Source organism: Vibrio sp. Y2-5, from assembly GCF_014596725.1.
Classification (GTDB): Bacteria; Pseudomonadota; Gammaproteobacteria; order Enterobacterales; family Vibrionaceae; genus Vibrio.
In genome coordinates this window covers 889216-909004 of record NZ_JACVEG010000001.1, presented here as the reverse complement: position 1 = coordinate 909004, position 19789 = coordinate 889216, and the positions used below count along the sequence as shown (strand labels likewise).

Below are 19789 nucleotides of genomic sequence, written 5' to 3'. Positions count from 1 at the left end.
AGTTATTTTAATCAAAACCCTCAAAATAATTCATATGTAGCACGTGATAATCGTGATCTAGATGTTATTTTGAATAAACAACTTAGTCACCTGTACTTTGATGTGATTTATATCAACTTTTTTTGCAACTCAAACAAAGAGAATTGCACCCGAAATTATTTTCCCATAAAAAATTGAGATATAAAAAATGAACACATCGATTGCTATCGAAAAATCAGAACAATCTTCTAATAAATGGACTTATCAAGATTTTGCATGGACTCTCTCACTTTTTGGTACAGCTGTAGGTGCAGGTGTACTATTTCTTCCGATTAAAGCGGGTGCGGGTGGTTTTTGGCCATTAGTTATTTTGGCATTGATCGCAGCCCCAATGACATGGTTTGCTCACAAAAGTTTGGCTCGCTTTGTTCTTTCAGCGAAAAACCCTGAAGCAGACATCACTGACACAGTAGAAGAACATTTCGGTAAAACTGGCGCAAACCTTATTACTTTCGCTTACTTCTTCGCTATTTACCCTATCGTTCTTATTTACGGCGTTGGTATTACTAATACGGTTGATTCATTCCTAGTAAACCAAATAGGTATGGAATCCATTCCTCGCTGGTTATTGTCTGGCCTATTGATCGCTGCAATGACTGCAGGTGTTTTGTTTGGTAAAGAACTGATGCTGAAAGCGACTTCAGCGATGGTATACCCACTTGTAGCCATTCTGCTGGCTTTGTCTTTCTATCTTATCCCTGAGTGGAACAGCTCAATGGTAGAAGTGGCACCTGATTGGTCTTCAATGCCTTCAATCATTTGGCTAGCTATCCCAATTATTGTGTTCTCATTCAACCACAGCCCTATCATTTCTCAGTTCTCTAAAGAACAGCGTATGAAATACGGTGAAGACGCAGTTCAGAAAACAGACTCAATCACTGGCGGCGCTGCTATGATGCTGATGGGTTTTGTTATGTTCTTTGTATTCTCTGTTGTTCTTTCTCTATCTCCAGAGCAACTAGCAGAAGCAAAAGCTCAAAATATTTCTGTTTTGTCTTACCTCGCTAACATTCATGAATCTCCACTGATCTCTTACATGGGCCCACTGGTTGCTTTCGCTGCTATTACATCTAGCTACTTCGGTCACTTCCTTGGCGCTCACGAAGGTCTGGTTGGTCTAATCAAATCTCGCTCACAATCACCAGTAAGCAAGATTGAAAAAACGTCTCTATTGTTCATCGTTCTTACTACTTGGATCGTTGCAATTGTTAACCCAAGCATCCTAGGCATGATTGAAACAATGGGTGCACCAATGATTGCTGCTATCCTATTCTTAATGCCTGTATTCGCAATGCATAAAGTTCCTGCGATGGCGAAGTACAAGACTTCAGCTCCGGTACAAATTTTCACAGTTATTTGTGGTCTTGCAGCGATTAGTTCTGTAATCTACGGCGCGTTTTAGTCCCAAACTTTGTAAAGTCCGATTAAACTAAAAATATAATAGTAATAAGCCTCCTTTATATAGGAGGCTTAGTTTGAGGTAATCGCTATGATTAGTGTGTTTGATATCTATAAAATTGGCATCGGTCCTTCGAGCTCACATACAGTTGGACCAATGAAAGCCGGTAAACAATTTGTTGATGACTTAATCGCAATGGATAAGCTGCAGGACATCACCAAAATTACCGTTGACGTTTATGGATCATTATCGCTGACAGGGAAAGGTCACCATACAGATGTTGCTATCATCATGGGCTTAGCAGGTAACACTCCTGAGCATGTTGATATCGATAGTATTCCAGGTTTTATTGAAAGCGTTCAGAAGACTGAACGTCTTCCTGTTGGTACGCACAATCATACCGTCGCTTTTCCACGTGAATATGGCATGGTGTTCCATAAGAGCTTCTTGTCTCTGCACGAAAACGGCATGTCCATTCACGCGTGGAACAATGACGACGTTGTTTACAGCAAAACCTACTACTCTATCGGTGGCGGTTTTATTGTTGATGAAGAGCATTTCGGTCAGAAAGCAAAAACAGAGGTATCCGTTCCTTACCCGTTTAACACAGCAGAAGAGCTAGTTAACCAGTGTAAAGAGAGTGGACTTTCTATCAGCACACTAGTAATGGAGAACGAAAAAGCCCTTCATAGTGATGTTGAAGTAAAAGAGTACTTCGCAAATATCTGGCGCACCATGCAAGAGTGTATGGAACGTGGTATGGGTACTGAAGGTATTCTTCCAGGTCCGCTACGTGTACCTCGCCGCTCTGCTGCGCTACGTCAGCAGCTTTTGACTTCTGAAAAAATCACGAATGACCCTATGGCGGTTGTTGACTGGGTAAACATGTACGCTTTCGCTGTGAATGAAGAAAACGCAGCGGGTGGCCGTGTGGTTACAGCACCGACTAATGGCGCGTGTGGCATCATCCCTGCGGTACTTGCATACTATGACAAGTTCATCCAGACGGTAACGGAAAAAGATTATACGCGTTACTTCGCAGCTTCTGGTGCTATCGGTGGTTTGTACAAGCAAAACGCTTCTATCTCTGGCGCGGAAGTAGGTTGCCAAGGCGAAGTAGGTGTAGCTTGTTCAATGGCGGCTGGCGGTCTTGCTGCACTGTTAGGTGGAAGCCCTGAACAAGTGTGTATGGCGGCTGAAATTGCCATGGAACACAACTTAGGTCTGACGTGTGACCCAGTAGCGGGACAAGTACAGGTACCATGTATCGAACGTAATGGTATTGCTGCTGTCAAAGCGATCAACTCTACCCGTATGGCGATGCGCCGTTCTTCAGCACCACGTGTTTCTCTAGATAAAGTGATTGAAACCATGCTGGAAACCGGTAAAGACATGAACGCAAAATACCGTGAAACATCACAAGGTGGTTTAGCGGTTAAAGTGATCTGCTAATCGTTAGCTTCTGATCTCATTAATGAAAGCCTGATGAATTATCGTCAGGCTTTTTTGTTTTTAAAACATGTACATAAACAATCAAAGATTGAAGCTATGGCGCAGGGCTATATAGCCTCGGCGAGCCAGAATGAGGCAGATGAATCAGGTTAAGATTATTTCTTCTTGCCCATTCGACTGTTAATGCGGTTGGGGCAGATAAACACACCAGCGTTGAAAGCTTTGCTCTTACGGCTTTATGGATAAGCTCTAGGCTGCAACGACTGGTCACTATTGCAAAACCATTTTTGGTGTTTAACTGCTCTGATGCCATTGCACCAATCAGTTTATCTAGCGCATTGTGACGACCAATGTCCTCGCGGCAGAGCACAATCTCCCCTTTCGTATTGGCAAATAACGCGGCGTGCAGTGCTCCGGAAATTTTTGCCGCTTTCTGATGCTGAGATATTCTCTCTCTCAACCCTTCAAAGACTAGCGGATTAGGTGGTGACGATGAATCTAGCGGGCATAAATCAGGAAGAGCCTGTTCAAGAGCGGCTACACCACAGATACCACAACCAGTAGTGCCGGCCATATGACGGCGTTGATTCTTCAGATCCCAAAAAGCGCGGTTACTGATTTCCACTTCTGCGAAGTGAGAATCGCCCTGCCCGCCAATTTCGATATCTCTAATTTCGCTAAAACTACTCACAATACCTGAACTAAGACTAAAGCCGCGAACGAAATCTTCAAGATGACCGGGGGTGACCATCATCACCGCTTGATTGATGCCGTTGTAACTGATTGCCAAAGCCGATTCACTGGCTAACGGAGCATCCAGAACTTCACTTTCACCCGTTAACTCACGGTAGTAATGCGCGATCGGTGCAGCTGGGGCTTGGTTAAAATCATGCAGTTCACTGTAATTTTGGCTATCTATGGTACAGGACATCAAATCACCTCCACAGCTTGAATGCATGGCTTAGGCTTAGCAAACAGACTCTTCGCTTCAGCAAAGCACTGATCAACAAGTGCCGATGAGGGCTCTTGTTTACGTTTGAGTAAAACCAGAGGTGAATGCACCACCGCTTTCTCAATCGGGACGATACGTAGCTGTTCGTTGAGTTCTGCTAACCCTGAATTCAGCGGCATGATTGCACAGCAAAGCCCGCTGGTGACGGCTTGGATGAGGTGAAAAGTAGAATTACTTTCAATCACCGTTTGTGGCACAAGCCCTTTGCTACCGAAGCTCAAATCAATGGAATGGCGGTAGTGCATGCCTTTTGATAACAAGCCTAACGGAATGCTGCTTAAGGACTCCCACATAACAATGTCTTCAGCAAAGTCAAAATAACGATGATCGTAAAGCACGCCTAAATCTGTAGAGCTCATTTCCACCACGTCAAAATAGCTCGTATTTACCTGATCGATATAACACATGCCCAAATCAAGCTGATTACGATTGAGCTTATCTATGATCTGCTCAGAAGCCATAGACATTATCTGAAAACGTAACTCTGGATAGAGTTCTGACAGTGGTTTAATGAGCTGCATTGGATTCTGGCTTGCCAAAGGAACCATGCCCAATCTCAATGAACCAACCAACTGTCCTCGACAGTTAGCCGCTTCAGCTTGTAGCCCATCGTGAGCAGCTAATACCGTTTTTGCCCAAGCAAGAATCCGGTCACCCGCTTCGGTAAACCCTTCAAATCGTTGGCTTCTTTTGATGAGTTCAAGCTCGAGCTCTTCTTCTAAACGTCTAATCCTCATCGACAATGTTGGCTGCGTGATATGACACAATGCCGCCGCCTGACCAAAATGCTTGGTCTGATCTAAGGCGATTAAGTACTTAAGTTGTTTGATATCCATTGTCGATTACAAGACCTAAACCGTATGTGAAAAGAGCGTTTTTTCAGGAAATGACGAATAGGAAAAAACGCAGCAATAATTGATCTAAATCAAGGTTATTCTTATCAAATACAAGGGTCAAATCTAAATTATCTATAGCGTGATAGATAACTGCTATCAGACAAACATTTGCCATACAAGGAAATACAAGCGCAATAGCCGTATTTTCAGCCATATTGTGTCCTAGCTGATACATGCGGTTTATCAGTAGTTATTCATTCCCTTTCTCCATTCGTCATAGATTCTGTTTATCACTCAGTCGGTAATATCAATTGGACGCATATCTTGGGACACAATAATCTTTGATTTAGATCAAGACATAATGTCAGCAGATCCAAATCTGAAATTTAAAAGCAGTAAGCAGGACTCTTCTAAAACCAAAATAAGCCGTATTACTACTTCCGCTTTATTCCCATATCGCGCCTGTTTTCACCGGTACTCCTGTTTGCTGTTGTTCCTGTTCGTGAGGAGTAAAGTCGTGAGTCAAAAAGAACACATAAAGCAATATAAAGGTCCTGCTGGTGGTTGGGGGGCATTGAAAGCCGTCACTAAAAGTTGGTGGGGCAGCGAGAATGCGGTTAAAAACATTCGTACCATGCTTAAAACGAACCAAAATGGGGGCTTTGACTGCCCTGGTTGTGCATGGGGAGAATCACCGGAAAGCGGAAAAGTAAATTTCTGCGAAAACGGCGCAAAAGCGGTTAACTGGGAAGCGACCAATCGCGTGGTTGACCCAGAGTTTTTCGCCACTCACAGCGTTTCATCACTATTGAAACAAACCGATTATTGGCTTGAATATCAAGGTCGTATTACTCATCCGATGAAATACGACTCTGCTAGCGATCACTACGTTCCGGTGAGCTGGGACGAGGCGTATCAGTTAGTCGCCAAACATCTCAACCAGCTTGAATCGCCGCATCAGGCTGAGTTTTATACCTCTGGTCGCGCAAGCAACGAAGCGGCATTCTTATACCAACTGTTCGTACGTGCTTTCGGTACTAACAATTTTCCTGACTGCTCCAACATGTGTCATGAAGCAAGTGCAATTGGTATGAAGGACACCATTGGTGTTGGCAAAGGAACGGTGATTTTTGACGACTTTGCCAAAGCCGATGCAATTTTTGTGATTGGTCAGAATCCGGGAACCAACCACCCACGTATGCTGGAACCTTTGCGTGAAGCTGTTAAACGTGGTGCGCAAGTGATCTGCCTAAACCCCCTGAAAGAAAGAGGACTGGAGCGATTTCAAAACCCGCAAGTGCCAATTGAAATGCTCAGCAATGGTTCTAAGCCAACCAACACTGCATACTTGCGACCAGCTCTCGGTGGCGATATGGCTGTCTTTCGTGGCATTGCTAAATACTTGCTGCAATGGGAGCGCGAAGCTCTGGAAACCAATGGAAAAGCGGTATTTGACAGAGCGTTCATCAGTGAGCACACCATTGGTATTGACGAATATTTAAAAGAAGTCGATGCGACCACATGGGAACACATCACCGAGCAATCTGGTCTCGAATTGAGCGAAATTGAGATGGTCGCCGATATGTATCGCCGTTCAGATCGTGTGATCATGTGCTGGGCTATGGGTTTGACCCAACATCGTCACTCCGTTCCAACCATTAAAGAAGTAGCGAACGTGCAAATGTTGCGAGGCAACGTAGGTAAACCGGGCGCTGGTCTTTCTCCCGTTCGCGGTCACAGTAACGTGCAGGGTGACCGCACTATGGGCATTGATGAAAAACCGTCAAAAGCCTTTCTTGATAACATTGAGCGCCGCTTCAACTTTAGTGTTCCTCGTGAAGTTGGCCACAACACAGTCCAAGCGATTAAAGCGATGGAAGAACACAAGTCGAAAGTCTTTATCGGCTTAGGGGGCAACTTCGCTCAAGCGACTCCGGATACTGAACGTACACATTTGGCGATGAAAAATTGCGACCTGACGGTTCATATCTCAACCAAGCTCAATCGCTCACACTTGGTGACAGGAAAAGATGCTCTTATCCTTCCATGTTTAGGACGCACAGAGATCGATGTTCAAGATCACGGCCCGCAAGGCGTGACCGTTGAAGATACCTTCAGTATGGTCCACATCTCCTATGGTCAGTTAGAGCCGCGCTCGGAACATTTACGTTCAGAGCCAGCGATTATTGCCGGAATTGCACATGCCACCTTGGGCTGCCATCCAATTGACTGGAACTGGGTAATTCAGAATTACGAACGTATCCGCGATTTGATTTCTGAGACTATTCCAGGCTTTACCGATTTCAATCAAAAACTGCGTAATCCAGGTGGTTTCCACCTTGTAAACTCTGCAACAGAACGCAATTGGAATACCTCATCTGGCAAAGCACAGTTTAGTGACAGCCCATTACCCAAACAACTCATCAACGAGGCTGTTTTAGAGCAAGGCAATAAGCCCGATCTGATTCTGCAAACTATGCGTTCACACGATCAATACAACACCACTCTGTATGGTTTGAACGACCGCTATCGCGGTGTATTTGGCATGCGTGAAGTGCTATTTATCAATGAAGATGATATTGCCAAACTTGGATTTAAAAACGGTGATAAGGTGGATATGGTGTCGCTTTGGGAAGATGGCGTTACACGTAGAGTGCAAGGTTTTACCTTAGTCGCGTACGATATCCCTAAAGGTCAGGCAGCAGCCTACTACCCTGAAACCAATCCCCTTGTTCCTTTAGATAGTTATGGGGAAAGAACCTTTACTCCAACGTCTAAGTTCATCGCAATCAAGCTTGAAAAAGCCTCTTCAGATGAAATACAACGTTCTAAAGTTGAATAAAAGAGTCTGAATTAACAAACTCAAGGTACAAAAAAACCACCTGACACTTCATGCATTGTTAAACGATATAAAGTTAAACGATGCAGAGCTAAGGTGGTTTTCTTTTTCAGCTTGAAGCTTCGACGAATCAGCCGCTACAGAGAGAGTTAAGCTTCGCCAGTATAGATACAGCCAGCAGTACACGTTTCTTTGATTTCAACTTTGCTCAGCAAAGGCAAAGATGGTTTCAACTGTTGCCAAATCCACTTCGCAAGAACTTCACTGGTCGGGTTTTCTAACCCTTCAATATCATTCAGGTAGTAGTGATCCAATCTATTATAGATAGGTTTGAATGCAGCTTTGATTTCTGCAAAATCCACTAACCAACCAGTATGTGGGTCAACATCGCCAGCTACGTATAGGCGAACCAAAAATGAGTGTCCATGCAGACGCCCGCATTTATGCCCTTCTGGCACATGCGGTAAGTGGTGCGCGGCTTCGAACATGAACTCTTTGTAAATTTCAGTCTTCATATTGGTGATCAGTCTATCAATCTGGCTAGTAAAAATGAGGCGCAATAGTAAGTAATCTGACACTAGGAAACAAGCGTAGGATCTCACTTTTCACTGCAATTTCAGTTTGAACAAAACAATAATTCGATGTCGAAATTATGGCAGCAGCGTCAAATTTCTGAGCACAGCATTTCTGTGTCACAAATATAAAATCCATATTTTGTATGTGGTCACAGTAACAAAAACACTCATTTTCCCTTTAATTTCTAACGTCTATATTTACTTAAATAATATTTAATAACTCTATAACAATAAGACCATTATGAGCTCAACAATTACCTCTAAACTACTTCTGACGCTGGTGACGGTTTTCGCACTGGTTCTGGCTAGTTCGACCATCTATCAGTCTATTCAGCAACGTGATCTGATTAACTCCGTCTTGGGTGAACAACTACACGATAAAGCAAGCAACTATTTCGATAGCCTCAACATGATGATGCTTACCGGCACCATGGCTCAGAAAGAAACTCTACGTCAAAAAGCCTTGGCACAAGATGGTATCGAACAAGTGCGTGTTTTGCGCTCTGATTTAGTGAGTAAACTTTATGGTCCGGGGCAGGAAAACCAAGCTCCCGTTGATGATATTGATAAACGTGCTCTGAAAGGCGAATACATCCTAGAGCCGATCGAAGCAAGTTGGGGTAAAGGCATTGTTGTCGCTCTGCCAATGAAATCCAGCGAGAACTACCGTGGTACAAACTGCGTCGCGTGTCATATGGCTCCTGAGGGTGAAGTGCTGGGTGTTATCCGCCTTGAATACAACCTAAGTCATATCAACAGCCTGATTAACCACAGAACACTAGTCGGTGTAGGAATCATGGCCGCTATCGCTATAGTTGGTTTCTTGATTACACTCACGCTGATTAAACGTTTCATTGTTAGACCTCTACAGAAAACCACACTGTTTATGAGTCAGGTCAGTAAAAGCAAAGACCTTTCACCACGACTCGACAACGGTAAAAAGGATGAGCTGGGTCAACTCGCCGCCTCTATCAACTCCCTGATGGACACGGTATCGGACAGCTTGCAACAAGTCCAAACGACCTCACATTCCCTCGCCTCTTCCGCTAATCAGTTAACGGGTGTCGCGCAGGTGACAGATAGAGCAGCAAATAATCAACAGAGTGAAACCTCCGACGTACAGTACAACATCGAAGAAATGCAGAACAAACAACACGAAGTTGAAATGTCGACCACCGATGCAGCCGTGTTAGTAAAACACACCACTGATGTCGCCCAAAGCAGCGCTTTGCAAGCGCATTCTGCCAGCGAAGACATTAAGAACTTAGTCGGTGACATTGAAGACGTGAAAAACAAGATAGCGCAACTGAACAACCAAACAGGGGAAGTTTCTACCATATTAGGTGTTATCAAAGGGATCGCTGAACAAACTAACCTTCTGGCACTGAACGCTGCGATTGAAGCTGCACGAGCAGGCGAACAAGGCCGAGGGTTCGCCGTGGTGGCTGACGAAGTTCGTAATCTCGCTTCACGCACCGCAGAAGCGACTGGGAATATTGAAAAGATTATCGCCCAGTTCCAAAAAGAGAGCGAAGAGTCTATGGTCTCTGTAGATAGCGTTTGTTCAGAAGCACATACACGCTCAAACGAAATTGAGGAGCTCTCTGCTGCGATGAGAAATGTGGTCACTGAAATGAAACAGGTTCTTGAACACACAGAAAGTATTCAGAGTCAGACACAAATGACGACGCAAGTGAGCCAGAATGTTCAACAAAAAGTAGAAGTGATCGCGCGCCATGCGCAAGACACTTCTCATTCAGCAACAGAAACACGAGAAATCAGCTTAAATCTAGAGCAATTGTCGCAACAACTGGAATCTTTGCTCAATCAATTTACTCTTTCGCGTAAGAATTAACCACCAAAGTAAGATTAAAGGTTGAAGCTGACGAATTGACAGGTAATATGTCCCGTTGAATTAATAAGAATTCTATCCAACCCAATGAATCGTCTATTTAATCAACAATAATGACGAAAAACTCATTGGGTTGTATGTTTACCTCAATGGAGACTATATCAAACATGACTTACGCGCCTGTAACTGACGTACTTGGCGGCAAGCTAGCAGTAGACAGTGAAGTCACTGTACGCGGCTGGATCCGTTCACGTCGTGATTCCAAAGCTGGAATCTCTTTCCTTGCCATTTATGACGGCTCTTGTTTCGACCCGATTCAGGCCGTGGTCCCAAATAATCTTAATAATTACGAAAACGAAGTATTAAAGCTAACTACTGGCTGCTCTGTTGAAGTAACGGGTAAGATTGTTGAGTCTCCAGCGAAAGGTCAAGATTTCGAACTGGCTGCAACTGGCGTAAAAGTTGTTGGCTGGGTTGAAGATGCGGATACGTACCCAATGGCAAAAACTCGTCACTCTATCGAGTATCTTCGTGAAGTAGCACACCTTCGTCCACGTACTAACGTGATTGGCGCTGTGGCTCGCGTACGTAACTGCCTTTCTCAGGCAATTCACCGCTTCTACCATGAGCAAGGTTACTTCTGGATGTCTGCACCACTAATTACTGCATCTGATGCAGAAGGTGCTGGTGAGATGTTCCGCGTTTCGACTTTGGATCACGCTAACCTTCCTCTGGATGACAAAGGCAATGTAGACTACAACGAAGATTTCTTCGGTAAAGAAACATTCCTGACTGTATCTGGTCAGCTAAACGCAGAAGCGTACGCTTGTGCATTGAGCAAAGTGTACACTTTCGGTCCTACTTTCCGTGCTGAAAACTCAAACACTAGCCGCCACCTTGCTGAATTCTGGATGGTTGAGCCTGAAGTTGCATTTGCTGAACTCGATGATGTAGCGAAACTTGCTGAAGACATGCTTAAGTACGTATTTAAAGCTGTACTTGAAGAGCGTCGTGATGACCTAGAGTTCTTTGCACAACGTATCGACAAAGAAGCCATCACTCGTCTGGAACAGTTCGTTAAATCTGATTTCGCACAAGTAGATTACACTGACGCAATCCAAATTCTTCTGGATTCTGGGCGTGAGTTTGAGTTCCCTGTTGAATGGGGTATCGACATGTCTTCTGAACATGAGCGTTTCCTTGCAGAAGAACACTTCAAAGCACCAGTAATCGTTAAAAACTATCCGAAAGACATCAAAGCATTCTACATGCGTCTGAATGACGATGGTAAAACAGTTGCTGCGATGGACGTTCTAGCACCGGGTATTGGTGAAATCATTGGTGGTTCTCAACGTGAAGAGCGTTTAGACATCCTTGATGCACGTATGGTTGAGATGGGCATCGACCCTGAGCACATGAGCTGGTACCGCGACCTACGTCGCTACGGTACTGTACCTCACGCTGGTTTCGGTTTAGGTTTCGAGCGTCTAGTGTCTTACGTAACAGGTATGGGTAACGTTCGTGACGTGATTCCATTCCCTCGTACTCCTCGCTCAGCGAACTTCTAATCCCTTTTTGGTGATACGTAATGTTAAAAGACCTCCCAAGTGGAGGTCTTTTATTTTGTCTGGCACTCAAACAAGTTATCTTTCTTCTTGATCTGCTTTCAACGCATACCTTACGCCCACAAAACACAGGCTAAAGATAACGAACGGAATGACCGCCGCGGTGTATTCAACCCACGCATATTGTGCAAATGATTTGGCCAAAATGAGGTGTGCAAACACAAGCAAGAAAGCACTAAATATCGCCACTGTAATCAGTGTTAGTTCATGTTTTACCAACTGCTTTTTCATCATCACTCCTAACTAAGAGGTTGTTTTACGTTGATTAAACCACATTAAGAGAAAGGTGAACCGATACAGTTGTTGTGATAAATACCTAAACAGATGCTCGTGGCTCACTTATTTTTGATGGCATTTTCTAATGCGCCATTAACATACATAGCGGTGTCGAGTCGCTGGTGGTGTTAAAACTTGCTTTCACTTGGAAAAATTATGTTCCATACTTTCAAAGGAATAACGTTTTTTTGGAGGAAGTTATGAAAGTCTTTAGATTGGAAGATCTCAACTACAACGGCATAAAAGATAGCGTGCACAGTTGGGACCATCCAGAAGCTCCGGATCCCTATTATTGGCGCCCAGATTGGTTACATATTGCGGAAGATGCATTGGGCTTACACCCAAAACAACCGTTGGATGTCGAAGAAGGTCAAATCCCCACAGAAGAAGATGCAAAGAAAGCCATCGTTAAACATCTCAACGAAAATCAAGATTAACCACGGCTGACCAGTGAATGCGTTGAAGAAAGACCTCCTATTACGGAGGTTTTTCTCTTTCTATGACTACAATTTTGTGAACAACAAAGCCTTTCCTTAAGATTTTTCCACTTTCTTAAGTTTTTCTTAAGTTACTCCCTGCACTATCCGTTTCAGAAAGACACTGTTGTCCCCTATCAACTAACTGTATGAGTCGGTGAGCATTATGACAAAACTCGCTTTTGCCTCTTTTGCTGGATTACTTTTAATTCATACTGCTGCTAATGCATTCACTAATGATCAGTTTGCAGTCAACGATTCATCGATGCAAGTTGCCTCAAACGAACAATACACAACCTATAAAACAAACAAAACCAGCGGCTTAGATCTTTCAACTGTCGCAGCATCAACCTTAGTGGGTTATCTTGATGAAAATAGTGACAGCAATTTTTTACCGAGTGCTGCCGCTGCAATCGCGATTTCAGCAGGTTTGCAATACACAGTAGATACACAAGTTAACGCTATTTCTGATGTGAAAATTGCGCCCTATTTTAGCGGCAGTGAAACCGGTATTAGCCTTTCATTCTCATTTCAGTAATTACTGCCACCCAGACTGCAATTACACACCACTGTTCTCTGGTCATTCCAGTACTCTCGAACAGCTTTCGTAAACAAGTTCGTAACACTTTTCTACTTCATTTCCTGCAAAAGACGATAACCTTTTCATAAGAAAAGCGACCTTTAAGCATTAATCATCAAGCAAGTTAAATTATTTTGAAATTTTCTAAACACCACTGTTGTCAGCGTTGGTACAGAAAGGTATAAATACGATAAATTTGACTGGATTTCCTTCCACCTAACTTACATGGATGAGCATTATGTTTGAAAAAGTTGTCGCGGCCCCTGCTGACCCTATTCTTGGCCTAACTGAAGAGTTTAAAAAAGACCCTCGCGCTGAGAAAATTAACCTGGGCGTTGGTATTTATAAAAATGAAGCAGGCCAAACCCCTGTTTTAGCTACCGTTAAAAAAGCAGAAGCGGCTCTACTTGAATCTGAAAAAACAAAATCTTATCTAACTATCGAAGGTACGGCCGAGTACGGTTTGGCAGTACAAAAGCTGTTATTCGGTGCAGACTCAGACATCGTAACTAAGCAGCTAGCGAAAACAGCTCAAGCACCTGGTGGTACTGGCGCTCTACGTGTGGCGGGTGAGTTCATCAAACGTCAACTAGGTGACGTGAAAGTATGGATCAGTAATCCAACTTGGGCGAACCACAACGGTGTGTTCTCTGCCGCGGGTCTGGAAGTTGCACAGTATTCTTACTACAACGCAGAAGCGAAAGATAAAGATTTCGCAGCTATGGTTGCTGACCTAGCGAAAGCAGAAGCTGGTGATATTGTATTGCTACACGGATGCTGTCATAACCCAACGGGTATCGATCCAACAGCGGAAGAGTGGGAAACGCTAGCTAAATTAGTGGCTGAAAAAGGTCTTTTACCTATGTTTGACTTTGCATACCAAGGTTTCGCAAAAGGTGTAGAAGAAGATGCTGAAGGTCTACGTATTTTTGCTAAGTACAACAGCGAAATTCTTGTAGCAAGCTCGTTCTCTAAGAACTTTGGTTTGTACAACGAGCGTGTTGGTGCGTTCACTTTAGTTGCACCTTCTTCTGAAGTTGCAGAGACAGCGTTCTCTCAAGTTAAAGCTATCATTCGTTCTATCTACTCTAACCCACCAGCACACGGTGCAGCAGTAGTTACATACATTCTGAACAACGCTGAGCTGCGCGCAGAATGGGAAGCGGAAGTGGCGGAAATGCGTGAACGTATTCAAGAGATGCGTGAACTGTTCGTTGCTACTCTGAAAGAACAAGGTGTGACTGCAGACTTCAGCTTCATCGAACGTCAAAATGGCATGTTCTCTTTCTCTGGTCTAAACAAGGAGCAAGTGGCTCGTCTGAAAGAAGAATTTGGCATCTACATCGTTGGTTCTGGCCGTATCAGCGTAGCGGGCATGACTAAGTCAAATATGCTTCCTCTTTGCAAAGGTATTAAAGCGGTACTTTAATCCTTATCTGACAGCTAAAAGCCGACCCTTTGGTCGGCTTTTTTGTACATGTTTGTTTAGAAACTCGTTAATAATTGAATTTTGCCAAGATACCCGCTTCTCGAATCGATGTGCCTCGCTCGCCATCGCGGTAAGAGACAAAACCACCAAGAGCAAATTTAGGATAGAAATAATAATCGCCACTCAATGTATAGACATTTTCATCCAGCCACTTATTTCTGAGTGTTTCAGCAAACAGTGACGTTTCGAATTTTTTGGTAACGGCATACCTTAAACCAAGGTCTACGCTATAAACAAAGTCGGTTTCTTTATCTCCAGCATCGATTCTTAATGCACCTATTTTGCCATTAGTGACTAAATCCAGTTTGTCAGCCAATAACCAACGATAACCGATACCAACACGGAGTAAATAGTGATCAATAGTTACGTTGTTAGGGTGAACAAACCGAGAGCCATAATCTGCACTCCACAGCAAGTTACTGTCATCAAATTTATGGTTTATTCCAACAATAACCGCACTCGCATTGTCGCCATCGGTTGAATAAGATCGGTAAGAGCCTGAACTAACACTTCCATATACATAATCATACTGAAGCGGAGTCGCTTCAGTTAGCTCATGTGAAAAAACAGATGAAGATAGCAACATCGATGAGATAAGCACTGCCCATTTTTTCATCAACAACTCCTTGAATTTCTTGCCTCACTTCCTTTAGCTTAGTCGAAAGTAGCAAAAGATTATGAGATACAGCCATAGAATCTGCGTTCACGAGAAAAGTCGTGTACAATTTACATTTTCTTGTATTGACAGACTCTTACGTTCATTACGTCCACATAACGCATCTTTCAAGGAGCCTATATGGAAGCCGAGCTATCAGAAATTAAGAATTTCCTTAGCCAACACATCCCTTTCTCTGAGTTACCAGAAGAAATTCTAGAACATATCGCTCACCATATAGAAATTGCTTACTACAGACAGGACACACCAATCATCCACCTTGGCGATCATATCCAAGATCTCTATATGATTCGCAGTGGCACGGTTGAAGTTTATCGACGTAAAGGTGAACTGTATAACCGATTAACCGAAGGCGGACTATTCGGTCAAATGGGATTGCTCACTAACAACAAAGTACGTTTTCCTGTCACCGCCATTGAAGATACGCTTGTCTATTGCATTCCAGAATTTGTGTTTCAGTCACTCTATGAAGAACACGATGCTTTTGCCGATTATGTTGAAGTCGAAGATAACGCTCGTCTTCGCCAAGCCGTGTCAAACAGTTCAGAACAAAATGACTTAACCACATCAAAAGTAAAACGCATTTTAACGGGTGAAGCGCCTTACGTATTCAAAGACGCCACTATACAAGAAGCCGCTATCAAAATGGCGGAGGAAAATGACTCTTCACTATTGGTGATCGACCCTGAAATCTTTGAAGATAACGAAGATGATCAAAGCCCAGTCATTGGAATCATCACAGAAAAAGACTTATGCCATCGAGTATTGGCAACCGGTATTGACCATCAAGCACCGATTACTGATGTGATGACATCAGAAGTGATGTTCTTAGATCACAACGCCTACGTTTACGAAGCGATGTTGATGATGCTGCGTTATAACGTCCATCACCTCCCCGTTTTAAAAGACAAAAAGCCAATTGGCATTCTGAACATTACTGACATCATTCGTTATGAGTCCCAAAACTCACTACTATTGGTTAGTAGCATATTCCAACAAAACAGTGTTGATGACTTAGCAACACTGTCTAAGCAAGTTAAAGACGCCTTTGTCAGACTTGTCAATGAGGACGCCAACTCGCACATGGTGGGCACTGCGATGTCGACCATTGGCCGCAGTTTTAAACAACGTATTTTGGAGCTGGCGGAAGAGACCTTCGGCCCCCCTCCTATTCCTTACTGCTTTTTGGCGCTTGGATCGATGGGAAGGGATGAACAGCTGGTCGTCACTGACCAAGATAATGCCATTATCTTAGACGATAGCTACAACGAAGAAGCTCATGGAGAGTATTTTGCCAACCTAGCCAAGTTCGTTTGTGATGCTTTGGATCAGTGCGGTTACAGCTATTGCACCGGTGATATCATGGCGACCAATCCAATGTGGCGTATGACACGCCAAGAATGGGAAGCGTGCTTTGCCGATTGGATTGATAATCCGAACCCTAAAGCACTTTTGAATGCTTCGATATTCTTCGACCTAGACGGTGTTTATGGTCGCTTAAAATGGGCAGAAATGTTGAATGGTTTCATCGTTCGCCGTGCCCGTAGAAACAATCGATTCTTAGCTTGCCTAGCACGTAACGCGCTGAACCGAACACCGCCTCTTGGCTTCTTCAAAAGCTTTGTAATGGAGAAAGATGGGCGTCATAACAACTCCATCAACTTAAAGCGACGTGGAACAGCACCACTTGCTGACTTAATACGGGTACATGCATTGGCCGTAGGGTCGCGGGCGAAAAACTCGTTTGAACGCCTCGACAACGTTATCGACGCAGGCATTTTGCCTAAAGGCAGAGGTGAAGACTTGCGCGATGCTCTTGAGTTCATCTCCATGGTACGTATTCGCCACCAAGCGTTTGATGTTGAGAACAATATCGAAGCGGATAACAATATCGAACCTGAGAATCTTTCTGAATTTGAACGACGTAACTTAAAAGACGCCTTCCAAATTTTAAGTAATGCTCAGAACTTCTTAAAATACCGCTATCAAGCCAGTAATAAATTTAAATAAGGGACACCATGAAACGTCTGTTTCAGGCGCCAAGTATTGACTGGCCCTACAAATATCAAAGCAAAAGAAACGTAGTGACTCACCCGCTGCTAAAGAACTTTTATCAGCCAGAAATGGTCGATGGCAGTACACCAATTAGCGATATTGAGTTTATCGCTATGGATTTTGAAACCACAGGATTGGACTCCGATAAAGACGATATCATCACCATTGGCATTGTGCCTTTTACCTTGAATCGAATATATCTCAACCGAGCCAAGCACTGGATAGTACGACCAAGACAAAAGCTGGACGAACATTCGGTAGTGATACATGGTATCACCCACAGTGACATCATCGATGCCCCAGATCTCTCCGGTATTATGGAAGAGGTACTCGCTGAGTTGTCAGGTAAAATCATGGTGGTTCACTACCGACATATCGAACGTGAATTTCTGGATAAAGCCTTAAAGCTCAGAATCAATGAAGGTATCGAATTTCCGGTTGTCGATACGATGGAAATCGAATCCCTCATTCAGAAAAGAACAACCAGCGGCATATGGAATAAGCTAAAAGGTAAAAAGCAAGAGTCGGTGCGACTTGGACAATCAAGAGCTCGCTATGGTCTACCTGCTTACACGCCTCACCATGCCCTGACGGACGCTGTCGCGACCGCAGAACTTTTCCAAGCTCAAGTTGCTTATCATTACAGTCCGCAGCTAAATATTCGGACACTCTGGCGTTAAGAGCTGGTGTTCTGAACTCTAACCAACATGCACAAAAAAGCCGCCTTCGAAAGGCGGCTTTTTACTATGAGCTGTATAACCTATCGTTTAAACGTTTCAGTACGTAAGCCCATCACTAAGCTGACACACATCAACAGTAGTACAAACGTAAATGGTAACGCCGTTGAAATCGCTCCGGCTTGCAGCGCTTGTACCGCTTCTGTACCGCCAATCCAAAGTAAAGCAATCGCAATCAAGCCTTCCATCATTGCCCAGAACACTCGCTGAGCAACAGGAGAATCAAGCTTACCACCCGCAGTAATACTATCGATAACCAATGAACCCGAATCTGAAGAGGTAATAAAGAACACCAATACCAGAATCACCGCAATCATGGATAACATAGTACCGTAAGGTAAACTATCAAACATTTGGAACATCGCCAGAGAGACGTCCGTCAAACCGTGTGAGCCGAGTTCGCCAATTTTGTCGACCACTTGCTCAACAGCTAAGCCACCAAACACAGACATCCAAATCAAAGTGACGACTGTTGGAACAATAAGAACGGCGGTAATAAATTCACGGATAGTACGACCTCGAGATACACGAGCGATAAACATACCTACAAATGGTGACCATGAAATCCACCAAGCCCAGTAGAATACAGTCCAACCTTGGAACCACGCTTCGTCAGCACGGCCATGTGGATTACTCAATGGAAGAATGTTTTCAATGTATGACATTAACGTGGTCGGAATCGCGGCAAAGGTAACTGTGTAGCCAATCAGTGCCACCAAAATCAGTAACAGGAACGCTACGACCATGTTGATGTTAGAGATAACTTTTACACCACCATCAATACCACGGACGACGGAAATGGTTGCCAGTAGTGTAACAACAATAATAACGGCTACCTGCAAACCAATCCCAGCGTCAATTCCAAACACATGATGGATACCACTAGCCGCTTGTTGCGCACCAAGACCTAACGACGTTGCAAGACCAAACAGCGTTGCAATTACCGCTAGAATATCAACAATGTGCCCTGCCCAGCCCCATGCTCTATCACCTAGAATTGGATAGAAGATAGAACGGATAGAGAGTGGCAGTCCTTTGTTGTAGCAGAAGAACGCGAGCGAAAGCGCCACAACACCGTAGATCGCCCAAGGGTGTAAGCCCCAGTGGAACATTGTTGCACCCAGAGCCAGTTTTGCAGCCTCTGGAGAGTTGGCGGCGACACCGAGAGGTGTTTCATACCAACCTGTAAAATAAGCGACTGGTTCAGCCACACTCCAGAACATCAAACCTATACCCATACCCGCAGCAAAAAGCATTGAGAGCCATGAGATAAATGAGTGATCCGCTACGGCATCATCACCGCCAAGGCGAATTTTACCGTATGGAGAGACTACTAAGGCTAAACAGAAAAGAACAAAAATGTTACCAGCCCATATAAATAGCCAGTCGAATGACCCAATGATCTGCCACTTCAAACCGTCCAATGCTGATTTTGCTGTATCTGCGTCGACAACTAAAATTGTCAACAAGAACAGCAATATTAAGCCAGCGCTTATACCGAATACAGAGTTGTGGACATCAAATCCCCACTTCTGAATGTTGTCTTGACCTACCGTATAGTCGGTACTGTCAATACTGTATTTATCAATACCTTTTGTCATTTGTCCTCTCTTTGAATCAATCTAAATTGAACTCAAATAACTATGAGTAAGAAGTAAGTTCTTACTGAAGTCCCAAAAATTACTTTGTACTCATAACTATTAACTCAACAATAAGAGGTCTACATTGTACACGTGACCATTTTCAAATCTACAAATAGCTCAAAATAAACACAATATTAATTAATAATTATGTTTGAACGACTAATATTTCACCACAAAAGATATTCAATATGATTTGTACACGAAACATTATTATGATTTAAGCCAGTT

At 43.7% G+C, this 19789-nt stretch carries 17 protein-coding genes; 10 read left to right on the top strand and 7 right to left on the bottom strand.

Annotated features, from left to right (window positions below):
* Window positions 1-187 precede the first annotated feature (187 nt).
* Both HUO09_RS04185 and HUO09_RS04180 read left to right on the top strand, forming a co-directional pair.
* Window positions 188-1441, top strand: a complete 1254-nt coding sequence (locus HUO09_RS04185) for an aromatic amino acid transport family protein (protein ID WP_188233059.1) — start codon at window positions 188-190, stop codon at window positions 1439-1441.
* An 87-nt stretch (window positions 1442-1528) separates the two neighbouring features.
* Window positions 1529-2890, top strand: coding sequence for an L-serine ammonia-lyase (locus HUO09_RS04180; protein WP_188233058.1), 1362 nt, complete (start codon window positions 1529-1531; stop codon window positions 2888-2890).
* A gap of 94 nt (window positions 2891-2984) precedes the next feature.
* Here the strand turns inward: HUO09_RS04180 and fdhD are convergent, their stop codons facing one another.
* Genes fdhD through HUO09_RS04165 form a run of 3 tightly spaced genes read right to left on the bottom strand, consistent with a single transcriptional unit; the run spans window position 2985 to window position 4952 of the window.
* Window positions 2985-3821, bottom strand: coding sequence for a formate dehydrogenase accessory sulfurtransferase FdhD (gene fdhD, locus HUO09_RS04175; RefSeq protein ID WP_188233057.1), 837 nt, complete (start codon window positions 3819-3821; stop codon window positions 2985-2987).
* Window positions 3821-4738 (bottom strand): LysR family transcriptional regulator, encoded by a 918-nt coding sequence (locus HUO09_RS04170; protein ID WP_188233056.1) that lies wholly within the window; start codon window positions 4736-4738, stop codon window positions 3821-3823. The genes fdhD and HUO09_RS04170 overlap by 1 nt, the downstream gene beginning before the upstream one ends.
* A 43-nt stretch (window positions 4739-4781) precedes the next feature.
* Entirely contained in the window at window positions 4782-4952 is a 171-nt protein-coding gene (locus HUO09_RS04165; RefSeq protein ID WP_188233055.1) for a hypothetical protein, read from the bottom strand.
* A 303-nt stretch (window positions 4953-5255) separates the two neighbouring features.
* Between HUO09_RS04165 and HUO09_RS04160 the strand changes: the two genes are divergently transcribed.
* Window positions 5256-7580, top strand: a complete 2325-nt coding sequence (locus HUO09_RS04160) for an FdhF/YdeP family oxidoreductase (protein WP_188233054.1) — start codon at window positions 5256-5258, stop codon at window positions 7578-7580.
* Between the two features lie 146 nt (window positions 7581-7726).
* Here HUO09_RS04160 and queD read toward each other — a convergent pair whose 3' ends face one another.
* A complete protein-coding gene (gene queD, locus HUO09_RS04155) occupies window positions 7727-8092 on the bottom strand; it encodes a 6-carboxytetrahydropterin synthase QueD (RefSeq protein ID WP_165311528.1) in 366 nt (121 codons plus the stop codon).
* A 301-nt stretch (window positions 8093-8393) separates the two neighbouring features.
* Between queD and HUO09_RS04150 the strand changes: the two genes are divergently transcribed.
* Both HUO09_RS04150 and asnS read left to right on the top strand, forming a co-directional pair.
* Window positions 8394-10007 (top strand): methyl-accepting chemotaxis protein, encoded by a 1614-nt coding sequence (locus HUO09_RS04150; RefSeq protein ID WP_188233053.1) that lies wholly within the window; start codon window positions 8394-8396, stop codon window positions 10005-10007.
* A 164-nt stretch (window positions 10008-10171) separates the two neighbouring features.
* Window positions 10172-11572, top strand: a complete 1401-nt coding sequence (gene asnS / locus HUO09_RS04145) for an asparagine--tRNA ligase (RefSeq protein WP_167412422.1) — start codon at window positions 10172-10174, stop codon at window positions 11570-11572.
* A 75-nt stretch (window positions 11573-11647) separates the two neighbouring features.
* Here the strand turns inward: asnS and HUO09_RS04140 are convergent, their stop codons facing one another.
* Window positions 11648-11860, bottom strand: a complete 213-nt coding sequence (locus HUO09_RS04140) for a hypothetical protein (protein WP_167412423.1) — start codon at window positions 11858-11860, stop codon at window positions 11648-11650.
* Window positions 11861-12105: 245 nt separating this feature from the next.
* Between HUO09_RS04140 and HUO09_RS04135 the strand changes: the two genes are divergently transcribed.
* The 3 genes from HUO09_RS04135 (at window position 12106) to HUO09_RS04125 (ending at window position 14390) form a co-directional block, all read left to right on the top strand.
* Window positions 12106-12342 carry a hypothetical protein gene (locus tag HUO09_RS04135; RefSeq protein WP_167412424.1) on the top strand — a complete coding sequence of 79 codons (237 nt, stop codon included), beginning with the start codon at window positions 12106-12108 and terminating at the stop codon, window positions 12340-12342.
* A 205-nt stretch (window positions 12343-12547) separates the two neighbouring features.
* Window positions 12548-12919, top strand: a complete 372-nt coding sequence (locus HUO09_RS04130) for a hypothetical protein (RefSeq protein WP_167412425.1) — start codon at window positions 12548-12550, stop codon at window positions 12917-12919.
* 280 nt (window positions 12920-13199) lie between these two features.
* Entirely contained in the window at window positions 13200-14390 is a 1191-nt protein-coding gene (locus tag HUO09_RS04125) for an amino acid aminotransferase (protein WP_188233052.1), read from the top strand.
* A gap of 67 nt (window positions 14391-14457) precedes the next feature.
* On the opposite strand, the gene HUO09_RS04120 is transcribed toward HUO09_RS04125, so the two are convergent.
* Window positions 14458-15066: a porin family protein gene (locus tag HUO09_RS04120; protein WP_223159285.1), complete on the bottom strand. Its 609-nt coding sequence runs from the start codon at window positions 15064-15066 to the stop codon at window positions 14458-14460.
* A 180-nt stretch (window positions 15067-15246) separates the two neighbouring features.
* Between HUO09_RS04120 and HUO09_RS04115 the strand changes: the two genes are divergently transcribed.
* Window positions 15247-17136, top strand: coding sequence for a DUF294 nucleotidyltransferase-like domain-containing protein (locus HUO09_RS04115; protein ID WP_167412427.1), 1890 nt, complete (start codon window positions 15247-15249; stop codon window positions 17134-17136).
* An 8-nt stretch (window positions 17137-17144) separates the two neighbouring features.
* Complete coding sequence (locus HUO09_RS04110) at window positions 17145-17861, top strand: 3'-5' exonuclease (protein ID WP_167412428.1); 717 nt, start codon at window positions 17145-17147, stop codon at window positions 17859-17861.
* Between the two features lie 80 nt (window positions 17862-17941).
* Here HUO09_RS04110 and HUO09_RS04105 read toward each other — a convergent pair whose 3' ends face one another.
* Window positions 17942-19519, bottom strand: a complete 1578-nt coding sequence (locus HUO09_RS04105; protein WP_167412429.1) for a BCCT family transporter — start codon at window positions 19517-19519, stop codon at window positions 17942-17944.
* Between the last annotated feature and the right edge of the window lie 270 nt (window positions 19520-19789).

What these genes read in the sequence shown, in the direction of transcription:
- HUO09_RS04140 (WP_167412423.1), bottom strand. Translation starts at nt 11,860, where the DNA reads ATGAAAAAGCAGTTGGTAAAACATGAACTAACACTGATTACAGTGGCG.
- HUO09_RS04165 (WP_188233055.1), bottom strand. Translation starts at nt 4,952, where the DNA reads ATGGCTGAAAATACGGCTATTGCGCTTGTATTTCCTTGTATGGCAAAT.
- HUO09_RS04135 (WP_167412424.1), top strand. Translation starts at nt 12,106, where the DNA reads ATGAAAGTCTTTAGATTGGAAGATCTCAACTACAACGGCATAAAAGAT.
- fdhD (WP_188233057.1), bottom strand. Translation starts at nt 3,821, where the DNA reads ATGTCCTGTACCATAGATAGCCAAAATTACAGTGAACTGCATGATTTT.
- HUO09_RS04110 (WP_167412428.1), top strand. Translation starts at nt 17,145, where the DNA reads ATGAAACGTCTGTTTCAGGCGCCAAGTATTGACTGGCCCTACAAATAT.
- HUO09_RS04130 (WP_167412425.1), top strand. Translation starts at nt 12,548, where the DNA reads ATGACAAAACTCGCTTTTGCCTCTTTTGCTGGATTACTTTTAATTCAT.
- HUO09_RS04120 (WP_223159285.1), bottom strand. Translation starts at nt 15,066, where the DNA reads ATGAAAAAATGGGCAGTGCTTATCTCATCGATGTTGCTATCTTCATCT.
- HUO09_RS04180 (WP_188233058.1), top strand. Translation starts at nt 1,529, where the DNA reads ATGATTAGTGTGTTTGATATCTATAAAATTGGCATCGGTCCTTCGAGC.
- HUO09_RS04105 (WP_167412429.1), bottom strand. Translation starts at nt 19,519, where the DNA reads ATGACAAAAGGTATTGATAAATACAGTATTGACAGTACCGACTATACG.
- HUO09_RS04170 (WP_188233056.1), bottom strand. Translation starts at nt 4,738, where the DNA reads ATGGATATCAAACAACTTAAGTACTTAATCGCCTTAGATCAGACCAAG.
- queD (WP_165311528.1), bottom strand. Translation starts at nt 8,092, where the DNA reads ATGAAGACTGAAATTTACAAAGAGTTCATGTTCGAAGCCGCGCACCAC.
- asnS (WP_167412422.1), top strand. Translation starts at nt 10,172, where the DNA reads ATGACTTACGCGCCTGTAACTGACGTACTTGGCGGCAAGCTAGCAGTA.
- HUO09_RS04125 (WP_188233052.1), top strand. Translation starts at nt 13,200, where the DNA reads ATGTTTGAAAAAGTTGTCGCGGCCCCTGCTGACCCTATTCTTGGCCTA.
- HUO09_RS04150 (WP_188233053.1), top strand. Translation starts at nt 8,394, where the DNA reads ATGAGCTCAACAATTACCTCTAAACTACTTCTGACGCTGGTGACGGTT.
- HUO09_RS04185 (WP_188233059.1), top strand. Translation starts at nt 188, where the DNA reads ATGAACACATCGATTGCTATCGAAAAATCAGAACAATCTTCTAATAAA.
- HUO09_RS04115 (WP_167412427.1), top strand. Translation starts at nt 15,247, where the DNA reads ATGGAAGCCGAGCTATCAGAAATTAAGAATTTCCTTAGCCAACACATC.